Raw genomic sequence first — 23,801 nt, 5'->3', positions numbered from 1 at the left:
CCTCATTGAAGCTTCGATGGAGTAACGAGCAAGACGCTAGGCTTCACGGTTATCCGCGGCGAATCGCCGCGGCCTCATTGAAGCGGGTCCCGAACCAGGCTTCGGACCGTCGCCCGGATTCGTTATCCGCGGCGAATCGCCGCGGCCTCATTGAAGCTATTCCAAGAAACAGTTCTCTGCATTGAGCAAGTTGTTATCCGCGGCGAATCGCCGCGGCCTCATTGAAGCTATTCCAAGAAACAGTTCTCTGCATTGAGCAAGTTGTTATCCGCGGCGAATCGCCGCGGCCTCATTGAAGCGCGGCGCCAGTTCCCGGCGCACGTCCCGCGCCACTTCGTTATCCGCGGCGAATCGCCGCGGCCTCATTGAAGCACCACCGGCCCCGCGGCGCTCGGCACATCCACCAGGGTTATCCGCGGCGAATCGCCGCGGCCTCATTGAAGCGAGACGGTCGTCGCCGCATCGACAGCGAGCGCTGCGTTATCCGCGGCGAATCGCCGCGGCCTCATTGAAGCGATTTTCGGCTGGTTCTTCGAAGACGGCACGAGGCGGTTATCCGCGGCGAATCGCCGCGGCCTCATTGAAGCGCGAGCGCTGCCGTTTTCTGTGCGCCCTGCTCCTGCGTTATCCGCGGCGAATCGCCGCGGCCTCATTGAAGCGGGAGGCGCCGCTTGTCACTTCGGACAAAGCGGGCGTTATCCGCGGCGAATCGCCGCGGCCTCATTGAAGCGGGGCCGACGAGGCGCAGGTGGTGAACGAGGCGCTCGGGTTATCCGCGGCGAATCGCCGCGGCCTCATTGAAGCAATTCTTCTGGCGGGTCTGGCCAAGCTACCGAAGCGGTTATCCGCGGCGAATCGCCGCGGCCTCATTGAAGCGCGCGGTATTCACCTTCGAGGCCAAGGCGCGACTGTGTTATCCGCGGCGAATCGCCGCGGCCTCATTGAAGCGTGCTCATGGCCCTGACGTGGACCTCGATCCATCGCGTTATCCGCGGCGAATCGCCGCGGCCTCATTGAAGCGACTTCCGACAGAATGCGATCCGCTGTCTCCTCGCAGTTATCCGCGGCGAATCGCCGCGGCCTCATTGAAGCCGCTCACCGCCACGGCTTTTCCTGCGGCGATGACCTCGTTATCCGCGGCGAATCGCCGCGGCCTCATTGAAGCACCAGAACAGGGGAGGGGAGAAACACGCCACCAGACGCGTTATCCGCGGCGAATCGCCGCGGCCTCATTGAAGCCCGGGGCTCGCGGTATGATCTGGGTGCTTGAGTAGTTATCCGCGGCGAATCGCCGCGGCCTCATTGAAGCCTGCGCTCAAACGTTTTCGTCCGCTGCTCGATCAGCGTTATCCGCGGCGAATCGCCGCGGCCTCATTGAAGCCCGGGGCTCGCGGTATGATCTGGGTGCTTGAGTAGTTATCCGCGGCGAATCGCCGCGGCCTCATTGCAGCTGGTTTGCGTCGATTTTTTCGACTTGCCCGCACACCTAGCAATTAACCTTTTTCCCTATCGAGCCTATCGCGCGGGAGTCGTTTACGGGCGGCTTCCTAGACTTGCTCATGCGCTAGACCGACCGTGTGATCGAGACCACCGCCCTCGGCGCAGGAGCCGAACGGGCGTGGATCGAAGAGCTGACGCCTGAGGTGCTGGTGGATCCGGTCGCGCGCTTCGTGCAGGTGCATGCGGATTTTTTCGTGCGGCGGGTGATGCCCGCCCTCGAGACGGCCACCAGCCGCATCGCCGCCGCGATCGGCTCTGGTGGCACGCATGGGTCGCCCGGCTCGTCCGGGCCGGCTTCGGCTACCGGGACGTGATGGACATGCCCTGGACGCTCGCGCGGGACTTTTCCGAGGCCGCGGCCCGGCTCGACCGTGAGGCGCAGCTTGCGCAGGCCATCGCGGCCCGAACCGCTCAGGCGGAGGAGAAGGGCTGGAAGGCATGGGTGAGGGAGTTGACCCGTGAAACGTGACTGGGAACTGATCCGCATGATCCTCTTGCGCATCGAGGCCGCACCGGATCTTTCCGGCCGGTACTTTGCCGACCGGTTTCCAGAGTGGCCGGCGGACGCGGTGAATTACCACCTGTGGCTGCTTATCCAGTCCGGGTTGATTGCCGGCCAGTGCAACGCCGATGCGCCGCGCCCAGGGTTCGTTTGTTACGGCGTGGCGCTCACCTGGGCGGGACAGGAGTTCCTCGCCGCTGTCAGAGACGATACGGCATGGAATCGGATCAAGACGCGTCTAGCCGAGCGGGTTGTGGATTTGTCGCTCGATGCGGTGCTTGCTTGCGCGCGGAGAATCGTGGCGGGGGGGTGATGGCGGTCAGCCGAGACGCGCGATGATGTCGAGGAGCCCGAAGACGAGCCAGGCCACGAGACTGATCCCTAGCATCGTGCCGGCCCAGACGCGCGGTGCAGGCGGAAGAAAAGGACTGGAAGCGGTGGGTGGCCAAGGTCAGCGACCAATGATGGCGGCGATGATGCCCAGCAGAGCGCCTCTCGCGGCGCCTGGCAGCGTAAGCCAGACCGCAAGCCAGCCAATGGCGGCTGCCGTCATCGCCCACACGGCCCACGTCTGCCCGCCAACGAACGCGAAGATAACCATCAGCCAGAACAAGCTGCCGAACACCTGAAGTAGGTTTTTACGATCCATGGCCAACAACCTGTCGATCTCGCTCAAGCTCAGTCTACAGGATGACGGCGTGCAGGCCAAGGTCGCCCGCGCGGCTGCCTCCATCGTCGGCCTGCGCCGCGAGGTGGACAAGCTCGCCGATTCCGGCCGTACTGTCAGGGAAAGGCTGGGCGAAGGGATGGATTCGATCTCCCGACAGCTGGCCAGCATGCAGCGCCTGGCGCAGAGCGCGTTCCTGATCTTCCAGGGCGCAGGGCTCGTGGGCGGCATCGCCCGCACGGCCGCCGAATTCGAGTCGCTGGAGGCGGCCATGCGCGTCGTCTTCGGCTCGGCAGAGGCCGCCTCCAGCGAAATGAATCGACTGCGAGCCGAATCCGAGCGCCTGGGCGTGCCGCTGGAGACGCTGGCGCGCTCCTGGCTCGCCTTCGCCGCCGCCGCGCGTGGCACGGCGCTGGAGGGTCAGCAGGCGCGCGAAGTGTTCACGGCGCTTGCCGAAGCCTCCACCGTGCTTGGGCTTTCGCAGGATCAGCTGCAGGGCGCGCTGCTCGCTGTGCAGCAGATGATCAGCAAAGGCACGGTCTCGAGCGAGGAGCTGCGCCAGCAACTGGGCGAACGGCTCTATGGCGCGATGCAAATCGCGGCGCGCTCGCTGGGGATCACCACGGAGGCGTTTTCTGAACTGCTCCAGCGCGGCACGATTCCCAACGGACGCTTCTTACCGGTCTCGCTTAGTTCAATACAGTCGAGCGCAGGCTCTGCGGAGACGGTGCCCAGCATGCTCCGCATGGTCGATGGTATCGCGGCAGAGCTGGGGTCCCTAGCTCTTACAGCAAGGGGCGCGCGAGATAACACGCGCGGGGGCCTGGCTCGGTCGCTACCACGAGGTATCTGTCGCTGACCTCCCTGCGTACGTAGAGGTCGACTCGCCTATAAGCCTCAGCGCGTACGATCTTAGCCTTTCTCGCGCACGAGCAAATCGGCCCATCGTTGCCACCGCGCGTCAACGCGCAGGCTTCGTTTTGGGCCGCAATGCGTCATCCGCGGAAGAGCCTTCAGGAGCCACGCGCTGCCACTTCGAGTGCGCGCAGTTGGGCCGCTACCCGGTCGAGTACGCCATTCACGTACTTGTGGCCCTCCGTGCCACCGAAGGTTTTGGCAAGCTCTACGGCTTCGTTGATCACCACCCGATAAGGGGTCTCGGGATGATGGGCGAGCTCGAAAGCGCCGAGCAACAGGATGCAGTGCTCGATGGGCGAGAGGGCGGACGCCGGCCGGTCGAGGTGGGGCTGGAAGATCGACTCCAGCTCTTTCGCTTCGCGCGCGACGCCGTGAACCAACGCTTCGAACAGCGCGGCGTCAGCGTGAGCGAAATCCTTCTGTGTCCGCATCTGGGACGCGATGGACTCCATGTCATAGCCCGTGAGCTGCCACTGGTACAGAGCCTGAAGGGCATACTCGCGGGCACGTCGGCGTGAAGTCCTCATACAATGCGCCGCAGTAGATTCGCCATTTCGATCGCCACCTGCGCGGCTTCCTTCCCTTTCTGTGCCGTGCGGCGCATCGCCTGGTCTTCGTTGTCGGTGGTGAGCACGCCGTTGGCGATGGGGACTCCGGTATCGAGCTGCACCGACATGATGCCGGACGCGGACTCGTTGGCCACCACCTCGAAATGGTAGGTCTCGCCGCGAATGACCGCGCCGAGGGCGATCAGCGCGTCGTACTTGCCCGTGAGGGCGAGCTTCTGCAGCGCGACCGGGATCTCCAGCGCGCCTGGCACCGTGACGATGAGCACATCCTTCGGCGCAACGCCGCGCTCGCGCAATTCCGCAGTGCAGGCATCGAGCAACCCTTCTGAGACTTCGATGTTGAATCGGCTCATCACGATGCCGACACGAAGCGCCTCTCCTCCCAGCTCCGGAGCGAGTTTTAGGGTATTGTCGTCGCGCGCCATGGCCTTTTCCTGGTCAGTTCCGATCCCCGCGCTCGGGTTGCAAGTAGCCGGTCACTTCGAGCCCGAACCCAACCATGCTGGGCATCTTGCGCGGCGCCGCGAGAAGCCGCATGCGGCCGACGCCCAGGTCCCGCAGGATCTGGGCGCCGATGCCGTAGTTGCGCAGGTCATACTTGACCCGCGGCGGCACGTTCTCTCCGACCGTGCGAGTGCGCTCCAATAGCTCCTGGGAAGATTCGGGACGGTGCAGGAGGACGATGACGCCGGAGCGTGCCGCCGCCACCGCAGCCATGGCCTGGTGGAGTCCCCAGGAATGGGTCGTGCCGCCCACGTCCAGCAGGTCGATGAGGGAGACCGGCTCGTGGACCCGCACCAGCGTCTCCTTGTCGCCTTCGATGCTTCCCTTCACCAGTGCGAGATGGGTCGCCGCGGAGGTTTTGTCGCGATAGACCACCAGCCGGAAGGGGCCGTGCACGGTAGTAAGCGGCCGCTCCAGCAGCCGCTCCACCAAAGTTTCCGTGCTTGCCCGATAATGGATCAGATCGGCGATGGTGCCGATCTTGAGGCCGTGGGTGCGGGCGAACTCGATCAGGTCGGGCAGCCGCGCCATGGAGCCGTCGTCCTTGAGGATCTCGCAGATCACTGCCGCGGGCGTCAGCCCTGCGAGCTGAGCCAGGTCGCAGCCGGCCTCGGTGTGGCCAGCGCGTACGAGCACCCCGCCCCGCTGGGCCATGAGGGGAAAGATGTGGCCCGGCTGAACCAGGTCTTCGGGACGGGCACCGGGGGCTACCGCCACCTGCACGGTACGGGCCCGGTCCGCGGCGGAGATGCCGGTCGTCACCCCCGTCGCCGCCTCGATAGAAACGGTGAAGTTGGTGCCGAGCTGGGAGCGGTTGGCCGCCACCATGAGGGGCAGGTTCAATTGCTTGCAGCGCTCCTCCGTCAGGGTCAGGCAGATGAGGCCGCGGCCGTGCTTGGCCATGAAGTTGATCGCCTCGGGAGTCACGAACTGGGCGGCGAGCACGAGGTCGCCTTCGTTCTCCCGCTCCTCCTCGTCCACCAGGATCACCATCCGGCCCGCGCGGATGTCGGCAATGATGTCTTCGATCGGACTGATGGCCGTTTCGGTCATGGCTGATACGAGTGCAATCGCTCGACGTAGCGCGCGATCAGGTCCACTTCCAGGTTGACCCGCGCGCCCGGGGCCAGGTCCTTGAGCGTCGTGGCTTCCAGGGTGAAGGGGATCAGGTTCACCGTGAACTCGTCGCCTGCCACCTCGTTTACCGTGAGGCTCACGCCGTGCACCGCGATGGAGCCCTTGCGTGCGATGTAGCGGCCGAGGCCCGTCGGCGCGCGCACCGACAGAGTGTGGCACTCGCCGACGCGCTCGAACCGGGTGACGGTCCCCACCCCGTCCACGTGTCCGGTCACCAGGTGACCGCCCAGGCGGTCGTCCAGCCTGAGGGCTTTCTCCAGGTTGACCTCGCCCGGCGCATCCAGGCCGCAGGTACAGGAAAGGGTTTCCCGCGACACATCCACGGTCAGGGTCCCGGGGGCCAAAGCCACCACGGTGAGACAGACGCCGTTCACCGCCACGCTGTCGCCGGTTTTCATGTCGGCAAGATCCAGGTCGCCTGGCGCAATGGAAAGCCGCAGGCCCGCTTCCAGCGGGCTCAAGTGCTTGATGCGCCCTACCGCTTCGACGATGCCGGTAAACATGGGAGAGCCCGACGCAAAGGAAGAAGACTCGCCATTTTATTCCCTGGCCGAAGCCAGACCAACTTCCCCCGGAGCCACCTCGGCCAGCACCCGCAGGTCCTCGCCCACCATCCGCAGGTCCCGCAGCTTGAGCCGCAGCCGCGCGGCGAGATCTTCGAGCGTCGGAAGGCTCGCCACGCCCCGGGCGGCATCCCCGAGCAGGCACGGGGCGAGATAGATCAGGAGCTCGTCCACCAAGGCTTCCCGCAGGAGGGAGCCGTTGAGCTTGGTCCCCGCCTCCACCAGCACCTCGTTGACGCCCCGCCGGCCCAATTCACGGAAAAGCCCCGGGAGATCCACTTTCCCCGAAGCGTTCGGCAGCACGAGGATTTCGGCCCCTTTCGCCCGCAAGCGGTCCATGGCTTCGCGGTCCTCGCGGGCGCAGGCAATCAGGACCGGGCCGCCCGCCAGCACGCGGGCCTGTTGCGGCGTCTCCAGCCGGCTGTCCACCACCACCCGCAAGGGCTGGCGGGGCGTCTCGACGTGGCGCACCGTGAGCCTGGGATCGTCTTCCCGTACGGTGCCGATGCCGGTCAAGATGGCGCAGGAGCGGGCGCGCCAGTGGTGGGCGTCGCGCCGGGCTGCCTCCCCCGTGATCCACTGGCTCCGGCCGTCGGGAAGGGCCGTCCTGCCGTCCAGGCTCGCCGCGATCTTCATCCGCACCCAGGGCCGGCCCCGGGTCATGCGGGAGACGAACCCGATGTTGAGCGAGCGCGCCTCCTCTTCCAGCACGCCGCATTCCACCGCGATCCCTGCCTGCCGCAGGCGCTCCAGGCCCCGCCCGGCCACCCGGGGGTTAGGATCTTCCATGGCGACCACCACGCGTCCCACCGCCGCCGCCACCAGGGCGTCGGCGCAAGGGGGGGTGCGCCCGTGGTGGCTGCAGGGTTCCAGGCTGACGTACGCGGTCGCGCCCCGGGCGCGCTCTCCCGCTTCCCGCAGCGCCAGCGCCTCGGCGTGGGGCTCGCCGGCGCGCGCATGGAACCCTCGGCCGACGATCTCCCCGTCCTTCACGATCAGGCAGCCGACCCGTGGGTTCGGGGTCGTGGTGTAAAGCCCCCGCTCGGCCAGGCGCAGGGCCTCGGCCATGAAGCCGTAGTCCTCGGCGCGGGCCATGACGTCAAGCCCCGCGCTTGGCCCGCGGGCGCCGCACCTCGGCGATCACGTGCTGGAAATCGTCCACGTCCTTGAAGCTGCGATAGACCGAGGCGAACCGGATGTAGGCCACCTTGTCCAGCTTGTAGAGCTCCTCCATCACCATTTCCCCGATCTGCCGGGAGCGGATCTCCCGCATGCCCAGGGACAGGACCCGCTGCACCACGTTCTTGATCGCGGCTTCCACCTTCTCCGCCGGCACCGGACGCTTGTGCAGCGCCCGCATGAAGCCCGTGCGCAGCTTCTCCATGCTGAACTCCGCCCGGTTGCCGTCCGATTTCACCACGGTGGGCATACGCAGCTCCACGGTTTCGTAGGTGGTGAAGCGCTTGTCGCAGCCGAGGCAGCGGCGGCGGCGGCGGATGCTGTAGCCGTCCTCGATCATGCGCGAATCCACGACCTGGGTGTCGGGGCCGCCGCAGAAAGGGCATCTCATGTCAGGAACGAAGGTCAGAAACGAAGCGGGCGGCGCCCGCAAGGGTTCACGGGCCGGGCCTTCATGTTTCGCGCTTCCGCCCGTAGACGGGAAAGCGTTCGCACAGGCGCAGAACCTCTTTCCCCACCCGGGCGATGACCCCTTCATCCTCGGGCGCCTCCAGCACGTCGGCGATCAGGTTGGCGAGGGCTTCGCATTCGATCTCCTCGAAGCCCCGGGTGGTGACCGCCGGCGTGCCGATGCGGATGCCGCTGGTGACGAAGGGCCGCTCCGGGTCGTTGGGGATGGCGTTTTTGTTGACCGTGATGCCGACCCGCTCCAGCGCTTCCTCGGCCTGCTTGCCGGTCACCCCTTTGGGGCGCAGGTCTACCAGGAAGAGGTGGCAGTCGGTGCGCCCGGACACGATGCGGAAGCCCCGCTCCTGGAGCACTTTGGCCATCACCCGGGCGTTGTCGATCACCTGCTCCTGGTACAGCTTGAACTCCTTCGTAGCCGCCTCCTTGAACGCCACCGCCTTGGCGGCGACCACGTGCATCAGCGGCCCGCCCTGAATGCCGGGGAAGATGGCCGCGTTCAGGACCTTGGCGAACTCCGCCTGGGCCAGGATGAGACCGCCCCGAGGGCCCCGCAAGGTCTTGTGGGTGGTGCTGGTCACGAAGTGGGCAATGCCCACGGGACTCGGATAGAAGCCCGCGGCGATGAGCCCCGCGTAGTGGGCGATGTCGGCCAGGAAGTAGGCGTCCACCCGATCGGCGATCTGGCGGAAGCGCTTCCAGTCGATGATCCTGGAGTACGCCGATGCCCCGGCGATGATTATCCGTGGGCGGTGCGCCTCGGCCAGGCGCTCCACTTCGTCGTAGTCGATCTCTTCCGTCTCGGGATGCACGCCGTAGGTCACCGCCCGGAAGGTGCGGCCGCTGAAATTGACCTCCGCCCCGTGACTCAGGTGCCCGCCGTGGGCAAGGGACATGCCGAGGATGGCGTCCCCTGGCTTGAGCATGGCGAGATACACAGCGGCGTTGGCCTGGGAACCCGAGTGGGGCTGCACGTTCGCGTAGCCGGCGTGGAACAGGGTCTTGGCCCGCTCGATGGCGAGCGTCTCGATCACGTCCGCGAACTCGCAGCCACCGTAGTAGCGCTTGCCGGGATAGCCTTCGGCATACTTGTTGGTGAGCACCGACCCCTGGACCGCCAGCACCCGGGGGCTCGCGTAGTTCTCCGAGGCGATCAGCTCGATATGGCTTTCCTGCCGCCCTTCTTCCGCCGCGATGGCCCGGGCGAGCTCGGGGTCGAATTCTTCCAGACTCTGTTGGGAAGCCCACATGGCCCTATCCAGCCATTGCAAAATTGCATATTTTACCATTCGGCCTGCGGTCGAAATCCGCGGCCTCCCTGTTTCCGATCCGCGAAAGAAGGAACCGCCTGATGGGACACTGGCTGAGCCTCGCGCGGCTGATCGACGCGCTGAACGAGCGGGTCGGCCGAGCGGTCCGCTGGCTGGTGCTTGCCACCGCCCTGCTGAGCGCCGCCACCGCCTTCGTCCGCTACGCATTTCACACGAGCTCCAACGCCGCGCTGGAGCTCCAGTGGTACCTGTACGCCCTGATCTTCCTGCTCGCCGCCGGCTATACGCTGAAGCACGACGGCCACGTGCGCATCGACGTCCTGTTCGCCCGGTTCTCCCCCCGGACCCGGGCCTGGATTGACCTCGTCGGCGGGCTTCTCATGCTGCTGCCCATGGCGCTGGCCATCCTGTGGTTCTCCTGGCACTCCTTCGCCCTCTCGTTCCAGATCCGGGAAATGTCCCCCGACGCGGGAGGGCTGCCGCGCTGGCCCATCAAGCTGGCGATCCCGCTGGGATTCGCCTTGCTCGCGCTGCAAAGCGTGGCCGAAGTCATCAAGTGCGCCGCCTACCTGCGGGGGAAAATCCCGGACCCACGCGCGGCCCCTCCCAGCGCCGGCGGGTCCGGGCGGCCGCCTGGGGAGTCCGCCTGATGCCCTTCGAGCTCATGGCCCCGCTCATGTTCGGCGGGCTCGTGGTGCTGCTGCTCACCGGCTATCCAGTGGCCTTCGCCCTGGCGGCCAACGGGCTGCTGTTCGGGCTGATCGGCATCCAACTCGGTTTCTTCAAGCCGGACCTGCTCCAGGCGCTGCCCGAGCGCATCTTCGGCATCATGTCCAACCAGACCCTGCTGGCGATCCCCTTCTTCACCTTCATGGGCCTGATCCTGGAGCGCACCGGCATGGCCGAGGACCTGTTGGACACCATGGGACAGCTCTTCGGCCGGCTGAAGGGCGGCCTTGCCTATGCCGTCGTCATCGTGGGGGCGCTGCTCGCCGCCACCACCGGCGTGGTGGCCGCTTCCGTGATCGCCATGGGGCTCATCTCCCTGCCGGTGATGTTGCGCTACGGCTATTCCCCTGCCCTCGCCTCGGGCGTGATCGCCGCCTCCGGCACCCTGGCCCAGATCATCCCTCCCTCCATCGTGCTCATCGTCATGGCCGACCAGCTCGGCGTGTCCGTGGGGGACATGTACGAGGGGGCGCTGCTGCCGGGGCTCGCCCTGGCGGGCCTGTACCTCACCTACGTGCTGCTGGTCACCCTCCTCAAACCCCGGGCCGCGCCGGCCCTGCCGCCGGAGACCCGCACGGCCCCCGGGCCGGTCCTCGCCCGGCGAGTCCTGGTGTCCCTGGTGCCGCCCCTCACCCTCATTTTCCTGGTGCTCGGCACCATCTTCCTCGGCGTGGCCACCCCCACCGAGGGGGGCGCCATGGGAGCGGTGGGCGCCCTGGCGCTCGCCGTGGCCCGGGGCAAGCTCTCCCTCCCCACGCTCACCCAGGCGATGGATTTCACCGCCCGGCTCACTAGCTTCGTGATCTTCATCTTGATCGGCTCCACCGTGTTCAGCCTGGTCTTCCGGGGCGTGGACGGGGACCTCTGGGTCGAGGGCCTCCTGGGGGATCTCCCCGGCGGCGTGGTGGGCTTCCTGGTGGTGGTCAACGTGATCGTCTTCCTGTTAGCGTTTTTCCTCGACTTTTTCGAGATCGCCTTCATCCTGGTGCCGCTCCTCGCGCCGGTGGCCGAGAAGCTGGGAATCGACCTGGTCTGGTTCGGCGTGCTGCTCTCGGTCAACATGCAGACCTCCTTCATGCACCCGCCCTTCGGCTTCGCCCTGTTCTACCTGCGCAGCGTGGCGCCGAAAGAGGTGAAGACCACCGACATCTATTGGGGCTCGATCCCCTTCGTCCTCATCCAGCTCGTCATGGTGGGCCTGGTGATCGCGTTCCCGGGGCTCGTGCTGGGCCCGGCGGGCCGCTAGGCTTCTGCGGGAACGCGAAGCTGGCGTAGGAAAGTTCCGCCACGTTGAACCACTGGTACTGCTCCTCGCGAAACGCCTTCCACTGGGCGTAGATCCTGGCGAAGACGGGGTTCCTGGCCGCCTCTTCCTCGTAGAGCTCGAAGGCGCTGTTGAGTGCCGCCTTCATCACGTCCTCGGGGAAAGCGCGCAACTGCACCCCCTGCTTGAGCAGTCGCCGGAGAGCCGGAGGATTTTTCGCGTCGTACTCGGCTAGCATGTGCAGGTGGGCTTCCGCGGCCGCTGTCTCGACGGCCTGTTGATAGTCCTTGGGCAGCTTGTCCCATTCCTTGAGGTTCACGTAGAAGGAGACCTGGGGTCCCGGCTCCCACCACCCGGGGTAGTAGTAGAACTTGGCCACCTTGTAGAAGCCGAGCTTCTCGTCGTCGTAGGGTCCGACCCACTCGGTGGCGTCGATGGTGCCCCGCTCCAGGGCTGGATAGACGTCGGCCCCCGCCAGGGTCTGGGGCACCACCCCCAGCCGTGCCATGATCTCGCCGCCGATGCCCGGGATGCGCATCTTTAAGCCCTTCAAGTCCGCCAGGGACTTCACTTCCCTGCGGAACCAGCCCGCCATCTGGGCCCCGGTGCTGCCGCCCGGGAAGTTGATGATGCCGTAATCGCGGAACAGCTCCCGCAACGCCGCGAGCCCGCCACCCCGGTACATCCAGGCGTTCTGTTGCCGGGCGCTCAGCCCGAAGGGCAGACACGTGTCGAAGGCGAAGGCCTTGTTCTTGCCCACGTAGTAGTAGCTCGCCGAGTGGCCGCATTCGACGGTGCCCTGCTGGACGGCGTCCAGCACCTGCAAGCCCGGCACGATCTCGCCCCCGGCGAAGGGCCGGATCTGGAACTTGCCTCCGGTGAGTGCCGCCACTCGCTTGCAGAACGCTTCGGTGGTGCCAAACAAGGTGTCCAGGCTCTTGGGAAAGCTGGAAGCGAGCCGCCAGCGCACCGCGGGCTGGGCCCGGACGATCGCCGGTGCGGCCAGCGCCCCCGCCGCGAGGGTGAGACTTGCGCGTTTCATGAACGAGCGTCGTTTCATCGTTTCCTCCTTGCGGGCGCTCTCGCCCCTCGATCTGTCCCAGCTGGCCGGAGGCCGCCGGCTTACAGGGCCCCCGCTTCCTCGAGCAAGGCGGCGAGGGCCTCCGCCATGCGGCGATAGCCTTCTTCGTTGGGGTGGATGGCGTCCGACTTGAGCCTCGGGGAGTAGAGCACGTCTTTCACCACGTCCTCCTCCAGGGGGATGCGGAATTCCCGGGCGATGTCCCGATAGAAGGGGGGCGGGTCGGCCAGCAGCGCCGGGCGCGGCACCGCCACCAGCACCACGTCGGCGCCCTGGTCGCGGATCAAGCGCACCATGGCCCGCAGGTTCTCCGCCGTCTCCTCTTCCCTCACCTGGCGCAGCATGTCGTTGCCTCCCAGGCACAGGAGCACCAGCCGGGGCTTCACCCCCTCCAGCACCGCGGGAAGCCGCGCCAGGGCGCGGGCGGTGGTCTCCCCCGGCATGCCAGAGCGCACCACTTCCCGCCCGATCAGGCGGCTCAGCACAGCCGGGTAGCTCCGGTCTTCGGGGACACCGGTGCCGAAGGTGAGGCTGTCGCCGAAGGCCAGGACCACGTCCGAGGGAGCCAGGGGCGCAAGGCGGGCGCGCGGCTCGCCGCAGGCCGCAAGGACGATGAGCAACAGCGCCAGGGCGAAAGATGCGCCGACCCCGCGACCACTCGGCACGAAGCTCACTCCCCGGCCACCGTCATGCGCTCGATGAGGACGGTGCCGCACTGCTTGGAGCCGCGCACCACCACGTCGTTGCCCACCGCAACGATGGCGCGGAACATGTCCGCCAGGTTGCCGGCGATGGTGATCTCCTGGACCGGGTAGGCGATTTCTCCCCCCTCGACCCAGAAGCCCGCGGCCCCCCGGGAATAGTCGCCGGTGACCAGGTTGACCCCGTGGCCCAGGAGCTCCGTCACCAGGAGCCCCGTGCCTAGGGTCTTCAGCATCCCGGCGAAGTCGAGGGGCCCGCCCGCGAGGAGAAGGTTGTGGTTGCCCCCCGCGTTGCCGGTGGAGCGCAGTCCCAGCTTGCGGGCCGAGTAGCTGCCGAGGAAGTAGCCCTGGAGCACGCCGTCCTTCACCACGTCCCGGTCCCGGGTCGCCACGCCCTCTTCGTCGAAGGGGGCGCTCGCAAGCCCCCGCTTCAGGTGCGGCCGCTCGCGGATCTGGACGAAGGGGGCGAACACCGGCTCGCCCAGGCGATCCAGGAGGAAGGATGCCCGGCGATAGAGATTGCCTCCGCTCGCCGCCGCCACGAAGTGGGAAAGGAGGCTTGCCGCCACCGGCGCCTCGAACAAGACCGGCGCCTCCCGGGTGGGGAGCCGGCGCGCCCCCAGCCGGGCCACGGCCCGCTCCCCTGCCCGCCGGCCCACCGCCGCCGCTGGCTCCAGGTCCTCCGGGCTGCGGGCGCTGCTGTACCAGTAGTCCCGCTGCATGCCTTCGTCCTGGCCGGCGATCACCGCGCAACTCACCGAGTGGCGGGTTCCCGGGTAGCCTGCCATGAAGCCCAGGCTGTTGGCGTAGATAAACCGGGAGGCCTGGATGGAAACGGTGGCCCCTTCCGAGTTGCGGATCTCCTTGTCCACGGCGAAGGCGGCGTCTTCGCAAGTCTTGGCCAGCTCGATGGCCGACTCCACGGGCAAGGGCCAGGGATGGTACAAGTCCAGGTCGGGGATGTCCCGGGCGAGGAGATCCTCGTCGGCGAGACCCGCGCAGTCGTCGGCGGCGGTATGGCGGGCGATGGCCACCGCCGCCTCCACCGCCTGGCGCACCGCCTCGGGATCCAGGTCGGAAGTGCTGGCATGGCCCCGGCGCTTGTCCAGGAAGACGGTGACACCGAGCCCCTTGTCTCGGCTGTACTCGATGGTCTCCACGTCCCCCATGCGCACGGTCACGGTCTGGCCGTAGCCCACCGAGACCTCCACCTCGCAAGCGCCGGCGCCCTGGCGGCGCGCCGCCTCCAGGGCGTCCCGGGCGATCCCCCGCAACTGCTCCTCGCTGTGGGAAAAGCCGCTTTCGTTCATGGGAGAAGGGCGCTTGGAAAATTCGATATCATATCAGGTCGGAGCGGAGGCCCGGGGCGCTCATGGACCAGGATTTGACCATCAGCAAGACCAGGATGAAGCAGCGCATGCATGAGCTGCAGGCGCTGGGGGAAACCCTCACCCGCCTGAGCGAAGCCCAGCTCGCCCAGCTCGGCCTTCCCGAAACCCTGCTGGAGGCGGTGCAGGAAGCCAGACGCATCCGCTCCTTCGAGGCCCTGCGGCGCCAGATCCAGTACATCGGGCGGCTCATGCGCAGCGTGGACGAAGCTGCGATCCGGGAGCGGCTGGCGGTATGGCAGGGACGCTCCGTTCGCCACACCGCCTGGCTGCACATGGTGGAGCGCTGGCGGCTCCGGCTCATCGAAAACGAGGACCAGGCCCTGACGGAAATCAAGCGGATGTATCCCGCCGCCGACACGGGCCGGCTGCGGACCCTGGCGCGCAACGTCCGGCTGGAGCGGGAAGCGGGCAAGCCGCCGCGGGCGTTCCGCTCCCTGTTCCAGGAGCTCAAGCGGCTGATTCCCGAGCCCGAGGCGAGCGGGGTTCCCCTCGCCAGCGACAAAGGCGATTGAACCTCTTTTCGAGCGAAAAGCCATGACACAAGAACTGGTGATCGGGCTCGTGTCGGTAAGCGACCGGGCTTCCCAGGGGGTGTACCAGGACCAGGGCATCCCGGCCCTGGAGGCGTGGTTTCGCGCCGCCATCAAGAGTCCCCCGTGGCGCACCGTGACCCGCCTCATCCCCGACGAGCAGCCGGTCATCGAAGGGACTCTGCGGGAGCTGGTGGACGAGCAGGGCTGCCACCTGGTCCTCACCACCGGGGGCACGGGGCCCGCGCCCCGGGACGTGACCCCGGAGGCGACCCTGGCGGTGGCCGACCGGGTCATGCCCGGCTTCGGCGAGCAGATGCGCCAGATCAGCCTGAAGTTCGTGCCGACCGCGATCCTTTCCCGCCAGGTGGCGGTGATCCGCAAGGGTTGCCTGATCATCAACCTGCCCGGTCAGCCCAAGTCCATCCAGGAAACCCTGGAAGGACTGAAGGGTTCCGCAGGCGAGGTCATCGTTCCGGGAATCTTCGCCGCCGTGCCCTACTGCATCGACTTGATCGGCGGGCCCTACATCGAGACCCACGAGGAAGTGGTCAAGGCGTTCCGGCCCAAGTCGGCCCGGCGCCCGCCCAGCGGGTAGAAGGCGCTCAGCGCACCTTCATCACCCCCGGAATGCCGTCGAACCGGGCGCCCGTGCCCACCAGTTGGGCGGAGCGCACGGTGTAGACGAAGTTGCGGTGATCCAGGCTGTCCCGGGGCTTGGCCGCGATCTCGGCGTGGGGATAGGCGAAGTAAGGAAGTCCCAGGGCCGCCGGCTGGGGTTTGAGGGACAACCGCTCCCAGTGGTTGAGCACCACCCAGTTCATCTCCCACCCCCCGAAGAAGCGGTTTTTGAGGTCCGCGATACGGGGATCGGTCGCGGGCAGGCCGCTTTCGAAAGCCGCCCGCACCACGTTGGCCGGGTCCACCGGCACCCAGCCCGCCCCCGCCAGGTAAAGCTCGGCCCGCACTTCCTGCCCCTGGCTCACATCCCCGTAGGCCCCCAGGGCGGGAGAGAGCCGGGAACGGTCCAGGGCGATGCCGAAGGCGAGCCGGGCGGGAATGCCGCTCGCGCGGGCCAGGGCCGCTAGCAGGGCGCTCAGGTCGGCGGAGCGGCCGGCGAGTTTCCCGGACTTGAGCATGGCCGCCACGTTCCCCGTACCGCACCCGGGCGCCCGGGGATCGTAGGCCGCATTGGCGATGACCCAGTCGTAGAGGGCCCGGGCCCGCTCCAGGGGGGAACCCGCCCCCTGGGTCGCCTCTTTCGCGAGCTTGCGGGTGCCCTCATCCACCGGGATGAGGCTTGTGCCCGCGAGGAAGGCCCGGGTCTCCGCAGGAAGCGGCCCGGCGCCCGCGGCCTTGCCCAGATCCACCTTCCGGTCCAGGGTCTTCACGATGGTGCTCACCTCGAGAGTGCGGGGACCCGGGCGGGTCCATTCCGCGTAGACCATGGGCACGGCGGTTGCTTTCAAGGGGTCGAAATCGACCTTTTGCGCGTTTCCCGACCAGATCGTGCCCTGATTGCGCTGGTAGATCGAATCTCCCAGCAAGGGGATCGGAATCCACAGGCGGGCGGGCGCTGGGGATTCGGGCAGCTCGATGTGGTAACTCAGCCGGTAGCTGTTCCAGGCCCCCAGGTCGTCCAGGGCCGCCAGGGCCCGGGGCGAAGCCAGCACCGCCGCGGAACCGGCGCCGAGGAGTCTGATAAAATTTCTGCGATTCACGTGCACCTCCCTGTCGCGAACTCCTCCCAAGACCGAGACCCCCGATCCAAGTTTAGCAAGTTTCATTCCCCGTCAAGGGATTCCCGCCATGACCTCCGCCGCCGAAGGACCCCTGCTGGAGTCCATCGAGATCGAAACCGCCCCGCTGCCCCGCTTCGCTGTCGTCTGGATGCACGGGCTAGGGGCCGACGGCCACGACTTCTTGCCCATCGTGGGAGAGCTGGGACTGCCCCCTAAGCCCGGGGTGCGCTTCATCTTTCCCCACGCCCCCCTGCAGCCCGTGACCATCAACGGGGGCTACGTCATGCGGGCCTGGTACGACGTGCTGACCCCGGGCTTCACCCAACGGGAAGACGCGCAAGGCGTGCGCGCCTCCCAGCGGGCCATCGAGGCGCTGATCGCCCGGGAGGTGGGCCGGGGGATCGACCCGGAGCACATCGTGCTGGGAGGATTTTCCCAGGGAGGCGCCATGGCCCTGCACACGGGATTGCGCCATCCCGAGCGCCTCGGTGGGGTCGTGGCCCTGTCCACCTATCTGCCGTTGGCCGAAAGCCTTTCCGCGGAAGCGAGCCCGGCCAACGCCCGCGTCCCCATTTTCATGGCCCACGGGAGCTACGACCCCCTGATCCCCCTCTCCCTGGCCATGGGTTCCCGGGACCGGCTCGTGGCGATGGGCTACCCGGTGGAGTGGCGCGTCTATCCCATGCAGCATTCCGTGTGCATGGAAGAGATCGCCGATATCGGCTCCTGGCTGCGCCGCTGGATGGGAGCGGACTGACCCTCAAGCCCGGCATCTCAGCCTGCCTCGCTATTCACCACCCGGAAGCGGCCTAGGTCGAACTCATCCCCCTGCTCTTCCAGGGCGACGGGGACGAGCAGGCGGGCCTCCCCGTCCAGGCCCATCAGCAACCGTCGCCCAGGCGCGTACAGCCCCCCCTTGAGCACCAGCCGGACCTCGTCCCGGACCGCATCCTCCCCTAGCAGGATGCCCTGCTGGGCTTCCCGGCCCGCCCGGGTCGCCGGGAAAGAGCCCCCTTCCACCGACAGGCTCACCAGCAGCACCCCATGGGCGAGGGTCTCCACCCCCACCTGGGAAGGCCCCCCCCTGCTCAGCCGGCGCACCACCCCCACCCCCCAGCGCTTGGCTCCCTCCGGCTGGAGGGCGAGCAGGGTTCCCACTTGGAGCCGCTCCCCGTCCCTGCGAGCTATTTTGGCGCTGAAGCCGCCGCTGCTGATATTGTCTGCGGTCCAGCGCTGGAGTTTGTCGGCAAGGACCGCTTCGAGCCCGTGCAACGCCTGCAGGATCCGATCGAACCCGGTCACCACCCGCAGGGGCACAGCGGTCCGGTGGCGAGCCTCGCGGCGCAGGGGCGGTTGGGGCGACCAGTGGCGCTCCAAATGCCGCAAAACGTCGATCACCGTGGACGGGTCGAGGGACAAGCCGCCGTCCACCTCGGGCGGAACGCCGCTGCGGGCCACGCTTTCCGCTAGGCGGGGGAGTTGGGACCAGGCCTCCCCCGGGCTGATGAACACCCGATGGGGCTTTTCCCGGGCCGTAGGGCTCACCCGCCCCGGCGGCCCGGGACGTTCCAGATCGAAGTAGTGGACCACGGTAGCACCTTCGTGCCTGGCCAGGCGGAAGTGCTCAGCCAGGTAGCCCGCCAGCCGCTCGGCGATCTCCAGCTTACCGGGGGAGAGGGCATCGGGGGCCGCCAGCCAAAGCATCAGCGCTTTGAGCAGTTCCCGCACGGGCGGGGTGGGTTGGAGAACACCCGGATAGAGTTCCACGGGCGTGTGCAGCAGTCCCCGGCCTTCGCCGAAGAGATAGATCGCCGCAAGCCCTTGCCACACCCCGGGCTCGGGGGCTTGATAGCGCATAAGGGCCCATTTGAGCTGTTGTCCATGGGCGCGAAAACCCCGGGCGAGGGCAAGGGGCAGCAGCGTCGCGTTTTGCGTCACTCGGGCCGAGGAAGCGACCTGGGTGAAAGCCGAACAGTAGGCCTGCGCCAGGGTGGACCAGAACGCGGCGAGGAGGCTTCCCAGGCGGTGCTCCTGGAAAGGCCCCGTGCCCGCCACGGCGAGGAAATCCCAGGTCATTCGCCGCTCCCGGCTCTGGGCCGCCTCGTCCAGGAGGCAATAGCGCTGGAGGCGCTCGCCAGCCCCGAAGCCCTCGGTTTCAGCCACCGAGCGGATCCAGTGGGTGATTTCCTCTAGGGCTCCGAAGGCATCCCGGGACGCCAGCTCCGCCAGGATGCGCCGCGTTTCCTTGAGCTGTGCCATCGGGTGATCGGGCTTGCCGCCGAAGCGTCTCAGCATCTTCGTCTCCCTTATTGAGCTTCCGGTAAATGGTTGACAAACCATTTACCGCAGTCCCTTTCCCCTCTTCCACCGGGAGAGGGGAAAGGGGAAAGGGCCGAGCGTCCGTCAGGTGTTTAGAGGACGCCCGCTACACCGCTTCCCTCAAGGCGGCCCGCCGCCCACGCTCCACGTCCACCTGCGCCAGAACGGCCATGCCCGCCAGGAAAAAAATCCCCATGGAGAGCATGGCGAGCCGGTGGTCGCCCTCCGTGACCCAAGTGATGATTCCGTAGGTAATGGGGCCCAGGATCGCCGACAGTTTGACCGCCAGGCCCCATAAACCGAAGAATTCCGCCCGGCGCGTGGCCGGGCTGAGGTAACCTACTAGGGCCCGTCCCGCCGACTGGGCGCTCCCGAGGCAGAAGCCGGCCAGGTTCGCCACGGCCCAGAAGAAGCTCCGGGTCTCGGCCCACCAGGCGAGCACCGCGGTCGCCAGCCAGCCCAGCAGGATCAGGGTTACGGCCGCCTTGTGGCCGATCCGGTCCTGGACGTAGCCGAAGGCGAAGGCGCCCGCAGCGGCGGTGACGTTCACCACCAGGATCAGGACCAGGGTCTCCTGGGTGCCGAACCCCATGGCCTGCTGGGCGTACACCGCGGCCAGGGCCACCACGGTCTGGATGCCCGCCTGATAAAACACCACGCACAGGAGAAACCAGCCCAAGTCGCGGAAATCCCTCGCCCGGGCGAGGGTCTGGCGAAGCCGGGCGAGGCTGTCCCGGGCGAGGCTCAAGGGGCCCGCCGCCTGGGGTCTCGCCCGCTCCCGCAAGAAGGCGAAGGTGGGAATGCTCGCCAGGGCGAACAAGCCAGCGGTGATCCCCATGGTGACGGGCACGAACTGTTCCGGCGTCTGCCCCCGAGCCTCCGCCCAGGACACGTAGCCCAGGCACGCCCCGAGGCTCGTCAGTCCCCCCAGGTAGCCCAGGGCCCAGCCCCAGCCGGACACTTTGCCGAGGGCCCGGCCCCGGGCCAGCTCGGGAAGAAAGGCGGCGATGAGGTTCTCGCCGCTGCCGAAGAAGAAGTTGCTCAGGATGACGAGGGCGGCGCCGAGGGCGAGATCGCCTCGGCCCACCAGGGCCAGGGCCGCCGTGAAAGCCACACACCCCGCGGTAGTGAGGAGCAGGAGGGGCTTTTTCATCGCCCGGGCATCGGCCAGGGCGCCGATCAGGGGCGCCGTGGCGATGATGAGCGCATAGGAAATTCCGAGGCTCACGGTCCAGGCGAAGCTCCCCCAGGGGGCGTTTTCCGCCACCACGGCCACGAAGTAGGCGTTGAACACCGCGGTGATGACCACCGTGGTGTAGCCGGAGTTGGCGAAGTCGTACATGGCCCAGGCCCAGACCTCGATGGGCCGCACGCCGGGGGCGAGGGTCAGGCCGGGCGGAGAGGCGTCGGGTTCGGGGGTGCGGTTCATGGCGGACCGACGGCGCCCCGCCATTATGGCACAGGGGTGCCGCCCTTCCGCTTCCGGGCCGGGGGAATCAAGACGAAGGTCGCCAGCACCACCAGGGCGAAGCCCACGTAGAGTAGGGTGAACACCCAGGGGGGTGCGTCCCAGTAGAGCACCGCGTGCAGGATCCGGGCGATGAAACCCTTCTCCGTCTCCCGTCCCCGCAGGGCGTCCTCCCAGACGGTGAGGGGGCACAGGACGCCCAGGAGCGCCTCGCTGGCCACGAACAGGATCGCACCCAGGTGGGTGACCCGGAACCAGAAGTGGCGAGCGAGGGCCCAGCCCCGCCAGGCGCCGACCCAGACGAAGGCCAACCCGCCCACCACGAACAGCACGAACAAGACATGGACGACGAGGATGAGGTCGGCGAGCCAGTCCATGGCCGCCCCGCGGGAAAATCAGCCGCCGCGGGCCACCGGCCGGGCGGGATCCGCGCACCACTCGCTCCAGGAGCCGGGATAGAGCCTCGAGCCGGCGAGCCCGGCCACTTCCATGGCGAGCAGGTTGTGGCAAGCGGTCACCCCGGAGCCGCACTGGTGGACCACGGCGCCCGGGTCGGCGCCTCGGAGCAGGGAAGAAAACGCCTGCTTGAGCTCCGCCGCCGGCTTGAAGCGTCCATCGGGGCCGAGGTTCTCCATGAAGTACCGGTTGACGGCGCCGGGAATATGGCCGGCCACGGGATCCAGGGTTTCGTTTTCCCCGCGGAAGCGCTCCGGGCTGCGGGCATCCAGCAGACGCACGGCGGGATCCCCCAGGTGGGCTTCAACGTAGGCCGCGTCCACCGGCGCCGCGCCCGGGCGCTGCACGAAGCGCGCCGGCGGCCGGGCCCTCGATTCGGTGCTCATGGGCTTTCCCTCGGCCACCCATCGGGCGTAGCCCCCGTCCAGCACCGCCACAGCCTCGTGGCCCATCCAGCGCAGCATCCACCATAGCCGGGCGGCGAACGGCCCGGGGCCGCCGTCGTAGGCCACCACCTGCCTCCCCTCGCCCACCCCCAGACGGCCCAGGCGTTGCGCGAACGCCTCCGGGTCCGGCAAGGGATGCCGGCCGTTGCGGCCAGTTTTCGCGCCCGAGAGGTCTCGCTCCAGGTGCAGGTGGATGGCCCCCGGGATATGGCCGGCGGCGTAGGCCCGCTCCCCCGCCGCCGGATCGAGGAGATCATGGCGGCAGTCGAACGCGATCCAGGCGGGATCGTTCAGGTGGCGGGCCAGGGTCTCGGTGGAAACCAGGGTGGTGTAGGGCATCGGCTTTCTCCTGGGCGGGCCGGGTCGCCTTCTACCGCACCGCCCCGCCGCCGGTCCCCGGTGCCTCCCCTTCCGCCGCACCGCCTTCCGTCACCCAGGCGTAGGCCGCGTCGTAATCGTCGAATACCCGGATGTCGGCGTCCACGAACAGCCGCTGCAGCCAGGCGCTCCAGGCGATCCACTGGTTCGAGGTCACGATGGCGATGCGGCCAAAGTCGCGGGCGTGGTCCCGGGAGAACTTCACCTCCTCCCACGCCACGTCCAAGGTATAACGCACCATGTCCCGCAGGTCGAGCAGGAGGTTCGCCTGCCCGTGGAACTTGATCTCGTAGAGCAGGTGCTCCTCGAGCTCCTTGAAGTCGGCCAAGGTGAACTCGCCCAGCACCGCCACGTTGACCAAGCTGTCGGACTGCTCGATGGTGATCATGGGGCATCCCCTCGCATGGGGCCAAGTTTATGGAAGACCTGTCGCACCGGCAAACCTCCGCCGCCTACCGCCTACTTCTTTAGGGCCGGTTCCAGCTCCCGCCGCAGGAACTCGTGCAGATGAATCATGCCGTCCTCCAGCGGCGACTGGTACGGCCCTGCGTCGTCCTGGCCCTGCTCGTACAGGGCCTTGCGCCCCCGGTGCAGGAGGGTGCAGATCTGGGCGTCCTCGGCTGCCGACTCCAGGTAGGCCGCTTGGTGGGCCTCCTTGAGCTCGGTCTCGAAATAGGCCACGTCCTCGGGATAGTAGAATTCCACCACGTTGGTGGTGTGATCGGGCGAGCGCGGAACCAGGGTGCTCACCACCAGGCAGTGGGGATACCATTCCATCATGACGTTGGGGTAGTAGATGGCCCATAGCGTCCCGTACTTGGGCATCTCGCCCCCGGTGTAGCGCAGCAGCGCGTCGCGATAGCGGGCGTATTTGGGCGAGCCGGTCTTCTGCAACTGGTTCTTCACGCCCATGTACTGGATCGACCAGCGCGGCCCGAACTCCCAGCGGAAGTTGCCCGCGTCGACGAAGTCCCGCAGGCCCGGATGGAACGGTTCCACGTGGTAGAGCTCCAGGTAGATTTCGAGAAACGTCTTCCAGTTGAAGGGGCACTCGTCGATCACGGTGCGGTCGTAGACATAGCCGCTGAAGTCGTAATCGGCTGCCGCGCTGAAGCCCTCGAGATCTTCGGCCGGGTCCCGGGACCCGGCGAAAAGCATCCCGTTCCAGCGCTTCAAGGGGGTCTTGGGCAGCGATGCGCAAGGCGTGGGGGCGAATTCCGGCGCCCCCAGCAGCGTTCCGTCCAGGGCGTAGGTCCAGCGGTGCAGGGGGCAGACGATGTGGCGGGCGTGGCCCCGGCCCTCCAGCAACAGGCCCTGGCGGTGGCGACAGACGTTGGACATGAGCTCCACGCCCCGTTCGTTTCGCACCAGCATTTTGGCGTGGCCCATCCACTCCAAGGTGAGGTAATCGCCGGGATTAGGCACCATCAGCTCGTGGCCCACGTACCCGGGGCCCTGGTCGAACAGGAGGCGGCGCTCCAGTTCGAACATCCCCGGATCGAAGTACCAGGCCATGGGTAGGGGTCGGGTGCTCTTGGCGAGTTCGTCCAAGTTGGAGATGTCGCTCATGGGGGACGAATCCTCCGTGGAGAAGACTCGAAAAGCGCCATGGTAACCAAAATGCCCGCCCCTGGCGCGCCTGCCGGGAGCGGCCATCCCGAAGCGCCGTCCGCGGCTTCGTTGACCGGACGATCCCGTGTAGGCTATGTTTGCAACTTCGTGTGAACCTCCCGATGGCTCAGCCCCCCGACCGCCCGGCCGCGACCGAGCCCCCAGTCCAAGGGACGGCGCCAGCCAGCTTCGAAGCGGCCCTCGCCGAGCTGGAAGCGATCGTGGCCCGCATGGAAGAGGGCCAGATATCCCTGGAAGAGTCCTTGGCGGCGTACAAGCGCGGGACCGAGCTGCTGCAGTATTGCCAGGCTCGGCTCAAGGACGCCCAGCAGCAAGTGCGTATGCTGGAAGCCGGCACGCTGCAAGACTTCCAAGTGGACGACTCCCGCTAACCGCCCGCGCCTCGCCCG

Annotated in this window: 28 protein-coding genes and 1 CRISPR repeat array (1 of these 29 cut by a window edge); of the genes, 10 read left to right on the top strand and 18 right to left on the bottom strand. The window is 67.4% G+C overall.

Annotated elements, in window-relative coordinates; all coding sequences use genetic code 11:
• Window positions 1-1,451: a CRISPR direct-repeat array (repeat unit 36 nt; unit sequence GTTATCCGCGGCGAATCGCCGCGGCCTCATTGAAGC) (it extends 3,349 nt beyond the left edge of the window).
• A 126-nt stretch (window positions 1,452-1,577) separates the two neighbouring features.
• The 3 genes from ACUVYZ_RS00825 to ACUVYZ_RS00815 are packed head-to-tail and all read left to right on the top strand — an operon-like array spanning window position 1,578 to window position 2,315.
• Entirely contained in the window at window positions 1,578-1,814 is a 237-nt protein-coding gene (locus ACUVYZ_RS00825; RefSeq protein ID WP_439932560.1) for a hypothetical protein, read from the top strand.
• 5 nt (window positions 1,815-1,819) lie between these two features.
• Complete coding sequence (locus ACUVYZ_RS00820) at window positions 1,820-1,969, top strand: hypothetical protein (protein WP_439932559.1); 150 nt, start codon at window positions 1,820-1,822, stop codon at window positions 1,967-1,969.
• Window positions 1,959-2,315: a DUF2513 domain-containing protein gene (locus ACUVYZ_RS00815; protein ID WP_439932558.1), complete on the top strand. Its 357-nt coding sequence runs from the start codon at window positions 1,959-1,961 to the stop codon at window positions 2,313-2,315. The genes ACUVYZ_RS00820 and ACUVYZ_RS00815 overlap by 11 nt, the downstream gene beginning before the upstream one ends.
• A 138-nt stretch (window positions 2,316-2,453) precedes the next feature.
• Here ACUVYZ_RS00815 and ACUVYZ_RS00810 read toward each other — a convergent pair whose 3' ends face one another.
• Window positions 2,454-2,651, bottom strand: coding sequence for a hypothetical protein (locus ACUVYZ_RS00810; protein WP_439932557.1), 198 nt, complete (start codon window positions 2,649-2,651; stop codon window positions 2,454-2,456).
• Here ACUVYZ_RS00810 and ACUVYZ_RS00805 point away from each other — a divergent pair.
• Window positions 2,650-3,528 (top strand): tape measure protein, encoded by an 879-nt coding sequence (locus ACUVYZ_RS00805; RefSeq protein ID WP_439932556.1) that lies wholly within the window; start codon window positions 2,650-2,652, stop codon window positions 3,526-3,528. The two genes, ACUVYZ_RS00810 and ACUVYZ_RS00805, sit on opposite strands and share 2 nt — an antisense overlap.
• A gap of 154 nt (window positions 3,529-3,682) precedes the next feature.
• Here the strand turns inward: ACUVYZ_RS00805 and nusB are convergent, their stop codons facing one another.
• The 7 genes from nusB to glyA all read right to left on the bottom strand — a co-directional run bounded on the left by nusB (window position 3,683) and on the right by glyA (window position 9,254).
• Entirely contained in the window at window positions 3,683-4,114 is a 432-nt protein-coding gene (nusB, locus tag ACUVYZ_RS00800; protein WP_439932555.1) for a transcription antitermination factor NusB, read from the bottom strand.
• Entirely contained in the window at window positions 4,111-4,581 is a 471-nt protein-coding gene (gene ribH, locus ACUVYZ_RS00795; RefSeq protein ID WP_439932554.1) for a 6,7-dimethyl-8-ribityllumazine synthase, read from the bottom strand. The genes nusB and ribH overlap by 4 nt, the downstream gene beginning before the upstream one ends.
• Window positions 4,582-4,594: 13 nt before the next feature.
• Window positions 4,595-5,713, bottom strand: a complete 1,119-nt coding sequence (ribBA, locus tag ACUVYZ_RS00790; protein ID WP_439932553.1) for a bifunctional 3,4-dihydroxy-2-butanone-4-phosphate synthase/GTP cyclohydrolase II — start codon at window positions 5,711-5,713, stop codon at window positions 4,595-4,597.
• Window positions 5,710-6,300 (bottom strand): riboflavin synthase, encoded by a 591-nt coding sequence (locus ACUVYZ_RS00785; protein ID WP_439932552.1) that lies wholly within the window; start codon window positions 6,298-6,300, stop codon window positions 5,710-5,712. The genes ribBA and ACUVYZ_RS00785 overlap by 4 nt, the downstream gene beginning before the upstream one ends.
• Window positions 6,301-6,336: 36 nt before the next feature.
• Window positions 6,337-7,455 carry a bifunctional diaminohydroxyphosphoribosylaminopyrimidine deaminase/5-amino-6-(5-phosphoribosylamino)uracil reductase RibD gene (gene ribD, locus ACUVYZ_RS00780; protein WP_439932551.1) on the bottom strand — a complete coding sequence of 373 codons (1,119 nt, stop codon included), beginning with the start codon at window positions 7,453-7,455 and terminating at the stop codon, window positions 6,337-6,339.
• 4 nt (window positions 7,456-7,459) lie between these two features.
• A complete protein-coding gene (gene nrdR / locus ACUVYZ_RS00775) occupies window positions 7,460-7,930 on the bottom strand; it encodes a transcriptional regulator NrdR (RefSeq protein WP_439932550.1) in 471 nt (156 codons plus the stop codon).
• A gap of 61 nt (window positions 7,931-7,991) precedes the next feature.
• Entirely contained in the window at window positions 7,992-9,254 is a 1,263-nt protein-coding gene (gene glyA, locus ACUVYZ_RS00770; RefSeq protein ID WP_439932549.1) for a serine hydroxymethyltransferase, read from the bottom strand.
• 101 nt (window positions 9,255-9,355) lie between these two features.
• Here glyA and ACUVYZ_RS00765 point away from each other — a divergent pair, with 101 nt between their 5' ends.
• Window positions 9,356-9,925, top strand: coding sequence for a TRAP transporter small permease subunit (locus ACUVYZ_RS00765; protein WP_439932548.1), 570 nt, complete (start codon window positions 9,356-9,358; stop codon window positions 9,923-9,925).
• Complete coding sequence (locus ACUVYZ_RS00760; protein WP_439932547.1) at window positions 9,925-11,250, top strand: TRAP transporter large permease; 1,326 nt, start codon at window positions 9,925-9,927, stop codon at window positions 11,248-11,250. The genes ACUVYZ_RS00765 and ACUVYZ_RS00760 overlap by 1 nt, the downstream gene beginning before the upstream one ends.
• Here the strand turns inward: ACUVYZ_RS00760 and ACUVYZ_RS00755 are convergent.
• The 3 genes from ACUVYZ_RS00755 to pmbA all read right to left on the bottom strand — a co-directional run bounded on the left by ACUVYZ_RS00755 (window position 11,192) and on the right by pmbA (window position 14,360).
• Window positions 11,192-12,328, bottom strand: a complete 1,137-nt coding sequence (locus ACUVYZ_RS00755; protein WP_439932546.1) for a TRAP transporter substrate-binding protein — start codon at window positions 12,326-12,328, stop codon at window positions 11,192-11,194. The two genes, ACUVYZ_RS00760 and ACUVYZ_RS00755, sit on opposite strands and share 59 nt — an antisense overlap.
• A gap of 62 nt (window positions 12,329-12,390) precedes the next feature.
• Complete coding sequence (locus ACUVYZ_RS00750) at window positions 12,391-13,014, bottom strand: arylesterase (protein ID WP_439932545.1); 624 nt, start codon at window positions 13,012-13,014, stop codon at window positions 12,391-12,393.
• Window positions 13,015-13,019: 5 nt separating this feature from the next.
• Entirely contained in the window at window positions 13,020-14,360 is a 1,341-nt protein-coding gene (gene pmbA, locus ACUVYZ_RS00745) for a metalloprotease PmbA (RefSeq protein ID WP_439932544.1), read from the bottom strand.
• Between the two features lie 62 nt (window positions 14,361-14,422).
• Between pmbA and yjgA the strand changes: the two genes are divergently transcribed.
• Both yjgA and mog read left to right on the top strand, forming a co-directional pair.
• Window positions 14,423-14,953, top strand: coding sequence for a ribosome biogenesis factor YjgA (gene yjgA, locus ACUVYZ_RS00740; protein ID WP_439932543.1), 531 nt, complete (start codon window positions 14,423-14,425; stop codon window positions 14,951-14,953).
• Window positions 14,954-14,975: 22 nt separating this feature from the next.
• On the top strand, window positions 14,976-15,569 hold the full coding sequence (gene mog, locus ACUVYZ_RS00735; RefSeq protein ID WP_439932542.1) for a molybdopterin adenylyltransferase: 594 nt from the start codon (window positions 14,976-14,978) through the stop codon (window positions 15,567-15,569).
• 7 nt (window positions 15,570-15,576) lie between these two features.
• On the opposite strand, the gene ACUVYZ_RS00730 is transcribed toward mog, so the two are convergent.
• Window positions 15,577-16,692 (bottom strand): transglutaminase-like domain-containing protein, encoded by a 1,116-nt coding sequence (locus tag ACUVYZ_RS00730; protein WP_439932541.1) that lies wholly within the window; start codon window positions 16,690-16,692, stop codon window positions 15,577-15,579.
• A gap of 88 nt (window positions 16,693-16,780) precedes the next feature.
• Between ACUVYZ_RS00730 and ACUVYZ_RS00725 the strand changes: the two genes are divergently transcribed.
• The gene (locus ACUVYZ_RS00725; protein ID WP_439932540.1) at window positions 16,781-17,470 is read left to right on the top strand and encodes an alpha/beta hydrolase; all 690 of its coding nucleotides are present in this window, start codon (window positions 16,781-16,783) and stop codon (window positions 17,468-17,470) included.
• A 17-nt stretch (window positions 17,471-17,487) separates the two neighbouring features.
• Here ACUVYZ_RS00725 and ACUVYZ_RS00720 read toward each other — a convergent pair whose 3' ends face one another.
• The 6 genes from ACUVYZ_RS00720 to ACUVYZ_RS00695 form a co-directional block, all read right to left on the bottom strand.
• The gene (locus ACUVYZ_RS00720) at window positions 17,488-19,008 is read right to left on the bottom strand and encodes a hypothetical protein (protein WP_439932539.1); all 1,521 of its coding nucleotides are present in this window, start codon (window positions 19,006-19,008) and stop codon (window positions 17,488-17,490) included.
• Between the two features lie 130 nt (window positions 19,009-19,138).
• Window positions 19,139-20,461, bottom strand: a complete 1,323-nt coding sequence (locus tag ACUVYZ_RS00715) for an MFS transporter (protein ID WP_439932538.1) — start codon at window positions 20,459-20,461, stop codon at window positions 19,139-19,141.
• Between the two features lie 23 nt (window positions 20,462-20,484).
• Window positions 20,485-20,877 carry a DUF2784 domain-containing protein gene (locus tag ACUVYZ_RS00710; protein ID WP_439932537.1) on the bottom strand — a complete coding sequence of 131 codons (393 nt, stop codon included), beginning with the start codon at window positions 20,875-20,877 and terminating at the stop codon, window positions 20,485-20,487.
• An 18-nt stretch (window positions 20,878-20,895) separates the two neighbouring features.
• On the bottom strand, window positions 20,896-21,741 hold the full coding sequence (locus tag ACUVYZ_RS00705) for a sulfurtransferase (RefSeq protein WP_439932536.1): 846 nt from the start codon (window positions 21,739-21,741) through the stop codon (window positions 20,896-20,898).
• 31 nt (window positions 21,742-21,772) lie between these two features.
• Complete coding sequence (locus ACUVYZ_RS00700) at window positions 21,773-22,168, bottom strand: STAS/SEC14 domain-containing protein (RefSeq protein ID WP_439932535.1); 396 nt, start codon at window positions 22,166-22,168, stop codon at window positions 21,773-21,775.
• A gap of 71 nt (window positions 22,169-22,239) precedes the next feature.
• On the bottom strand, window positions 22,240-23,349 hold the full coding sequence (locus ACUVYZ_RS00695; protein ID WP_439932534.1) for an aromatic ring-hydroxylating oxygenase subunit alpha: 1,110 nt from the start codon (window positions 23,347-23,349) through the stop codon (window positions 22,240-22,242).
• A 164-nt stretch (window positions 23,350-23,513) separates the two neighbouring features.
• Here ACUVYZ_RS00695 and ACUVYZ_RS00690 point away from each other — a divergent pair, with 164 nt between their 5' ends.
• Window positions 23,514-23,783 carry an exodeoxyribonuclease VII small subunit gene (locus ACUVYZ_RS00690; protein WP_439932533.1) on the top strand — a complete coding sequence of 90 codons (270 nt, stop codon included), beginning with the start codon at window positions 23,514-23,516 and terminating at the stop codon, window positions 23,781-23,783.
• The last annotated feature ends 18 nt before the right edge of the window (window positions 23,784-23,801 follow it).

It is taken from the genome of Pelomicrobium sp. P1 (assembly GCF_052805615.1).
This window is presented reverse-complemented; position numbering and strand designations above follow the sequence as displayed.

What these genes read in the sequence shown, in the direction of transcription:
- ACUVYZ_RS00820 (WP_439932559.1), top strand. Translation starts at nt 1,820, where the DNA reads ATGCCCTGGACGCTCGCGCGGGACTTTTCCGAGGCCGCGGCCCGGCTC.
- ACUVYZ_RS00805 (WP_439932556.1), top strand. Translation starts at nt 2,650, where the DNA reads ATGGCCAACAACCTGTCGATCTCGCTCAAGCTCAGTCTACAGGATGAC.
- ACUVYZ_RS00810 (WP_439932557.1), bottom strand. Translation starts at nt 2,651, where the DNA reads ATGGATCGTAAAAACCTACTTCAGGTGTTCGGCAGCTTGTTCTGGCTG.
- nusB (WP_439932555.1), bottom strand. Translation starts at nt 4,114, where the DNA reads ATGAGGACTTCACGCCGACGTGCCCGCGAGTATGCCCTTCAGGCTCTG.
- ribH (WP_439932554.1), bottom strand. Translation starts at nt 4,581, where the DNA reads ATGGCGCGCGACGACAATACCCTAAAACTCGCTCCGGAGCTGGGAGGA.
- ribBA (WP_439932553.1), bottom strand. Translation starts at nt 5,713, where the DNA reads ATGACCGAAACGGCCATCAGTCCGATCGAAGACATCATTGCCGACATC.
- ACUVYZ_RS00785 (WP_439932552.1), bottom strand. Translation starts at nt 6,300, where the DNA reads ATGTTTACCGGCATCGTCGAAGCGGTAGGGCGCATCAAGCACTTGAGC.
- ribD (WP_439932551.1), bottom strand. Translation starts at nt 7,455, where the DNA reads ATGGCCCGCGCCGAGGACTACGGCTTCATGGCCGAGGCCCTGCGCCTG.
- nrdR (WP_439932550.1), bottom strand. Translation starts at nt 7,930, where the DNA reads ATGAGATGCCCTTTCTGCGGCGGCCCCGACACCCAGGTCGTGGATTCG.
- glyA (WP_439932549.1), bottom strand. Translation starts at nt 9,254, where the DNA reads ATGTGGGCTTCCCAACAGAGTCTGGAAGAATTCGACCCCGAGCTCGCC.
- ACUVYZ_RS00765 (WP_439932548.1), top strand. Translation starts at nt 9,356, where the DNA reads ATGGGACACTGGCTGAGCCTCGCGCGGCTGATCGACGCGCTGAACGAG.
- ACUVYZ_RS00760 (WP_439932547.1), top strand. Translation starts at nt 9,925, where the DNA reads ATGCCCTTCGAGCTCATGGCCCCGCTCATGTTCGGCGGGCTCGTGGTG.
- ACUVYZ_RS00755 (WP_439932546.1), bottom strand. Translation starts at nt 12,328, where the DNA reads ATGAAACGACGCTCGTTCATGAAACGCGCAAGTCTCACCCTCGCGGCG.
- pmbA (WP_439932544.1), bottom strand. Translation starts at nt 14,360, where the DNA reads ATGAACGAAAGCGGCTTTTCCCACAGCGAGGAGCAGTTGCGGGGGATC.
- yjgA (WP_439932543.1), top strand. Translation starts at nt 14,423, where the DNA reads ATGGACCAGGATTTGACCATCAGCAAGACCAGGATGAAGCAGCGCATG.
- mog (WP_439932542.1), top strand. Translation starts at nt 14,976, where the DNA reads ATGACACAAGAACTGGTGATCGGGCTCGTGTCGGTAAGCGACCGGGCT.
- ACUVYZ_RS00725 (WP_439932540.1), top strand. Translation starts at nt 16,781, where the DNA reads ATGACCTCCGCCGCCGAAGGACCCCTGCTGGAGTCCATCGAGATCGAA.
- ACUVYZ_RS00720 (WP_439932539.1), bottom strand. Translation starts at nt 19,008, where the DNA reads ATGCTGAGACGCTTCGGCGGCAAGCCCGATCACCCGATGGCACAGCTC.
- ACUVYZ_RS00715 (WP_439932538.1), bottom strand. Translation starts at nt 20,461, where the DNA reads ATGAACCGCACCCCCGAACCCGACGCCTCTCCGCCCGGCCTGACCCTC.
- ACUVYZ_RS00710 (WP_439932537.1), bottom strand. Translation starts at nt 20,877, where the DNA reads ATGGACTGGCTCGCCGACCTCATCCTCGTCGTCCATGTCTTGTTCGTG.
- ACUVYZ_RS00705 (WP_439932536.1), bottom strand. Translation starts at nt 21,741, where the DNA reads ATGCCCTACACCACCCTGGTTTCCACCGAGACCCTGGCCCGCCACCTG.
- ACUVYZ_RS00700 (WP_439932535.1), bottom strand. Translation starts at nt 22,168, where the DNA reads ATGATCACCATCGAGCAGTCCGACAGCTTGGTCAACGTGGCGGTGCTG.
- ACUVYZ_RS00695 (WP_439932534.1), bottom strand. Translation starts at nt 23,349, where the DNA reads ATGAGCGACATCTCCAACTTGGACGAACTCGCCAAGAGCACCCGACCC.
- ACUVYZ_RS00690 (WP_439932533.1), top strand. Translation starts at nt 23,514, where the DNA reads ATGGCTCAGCCCCCCGACCGCCCGGCCGCGACCGAGCCCCCAGTCCAA.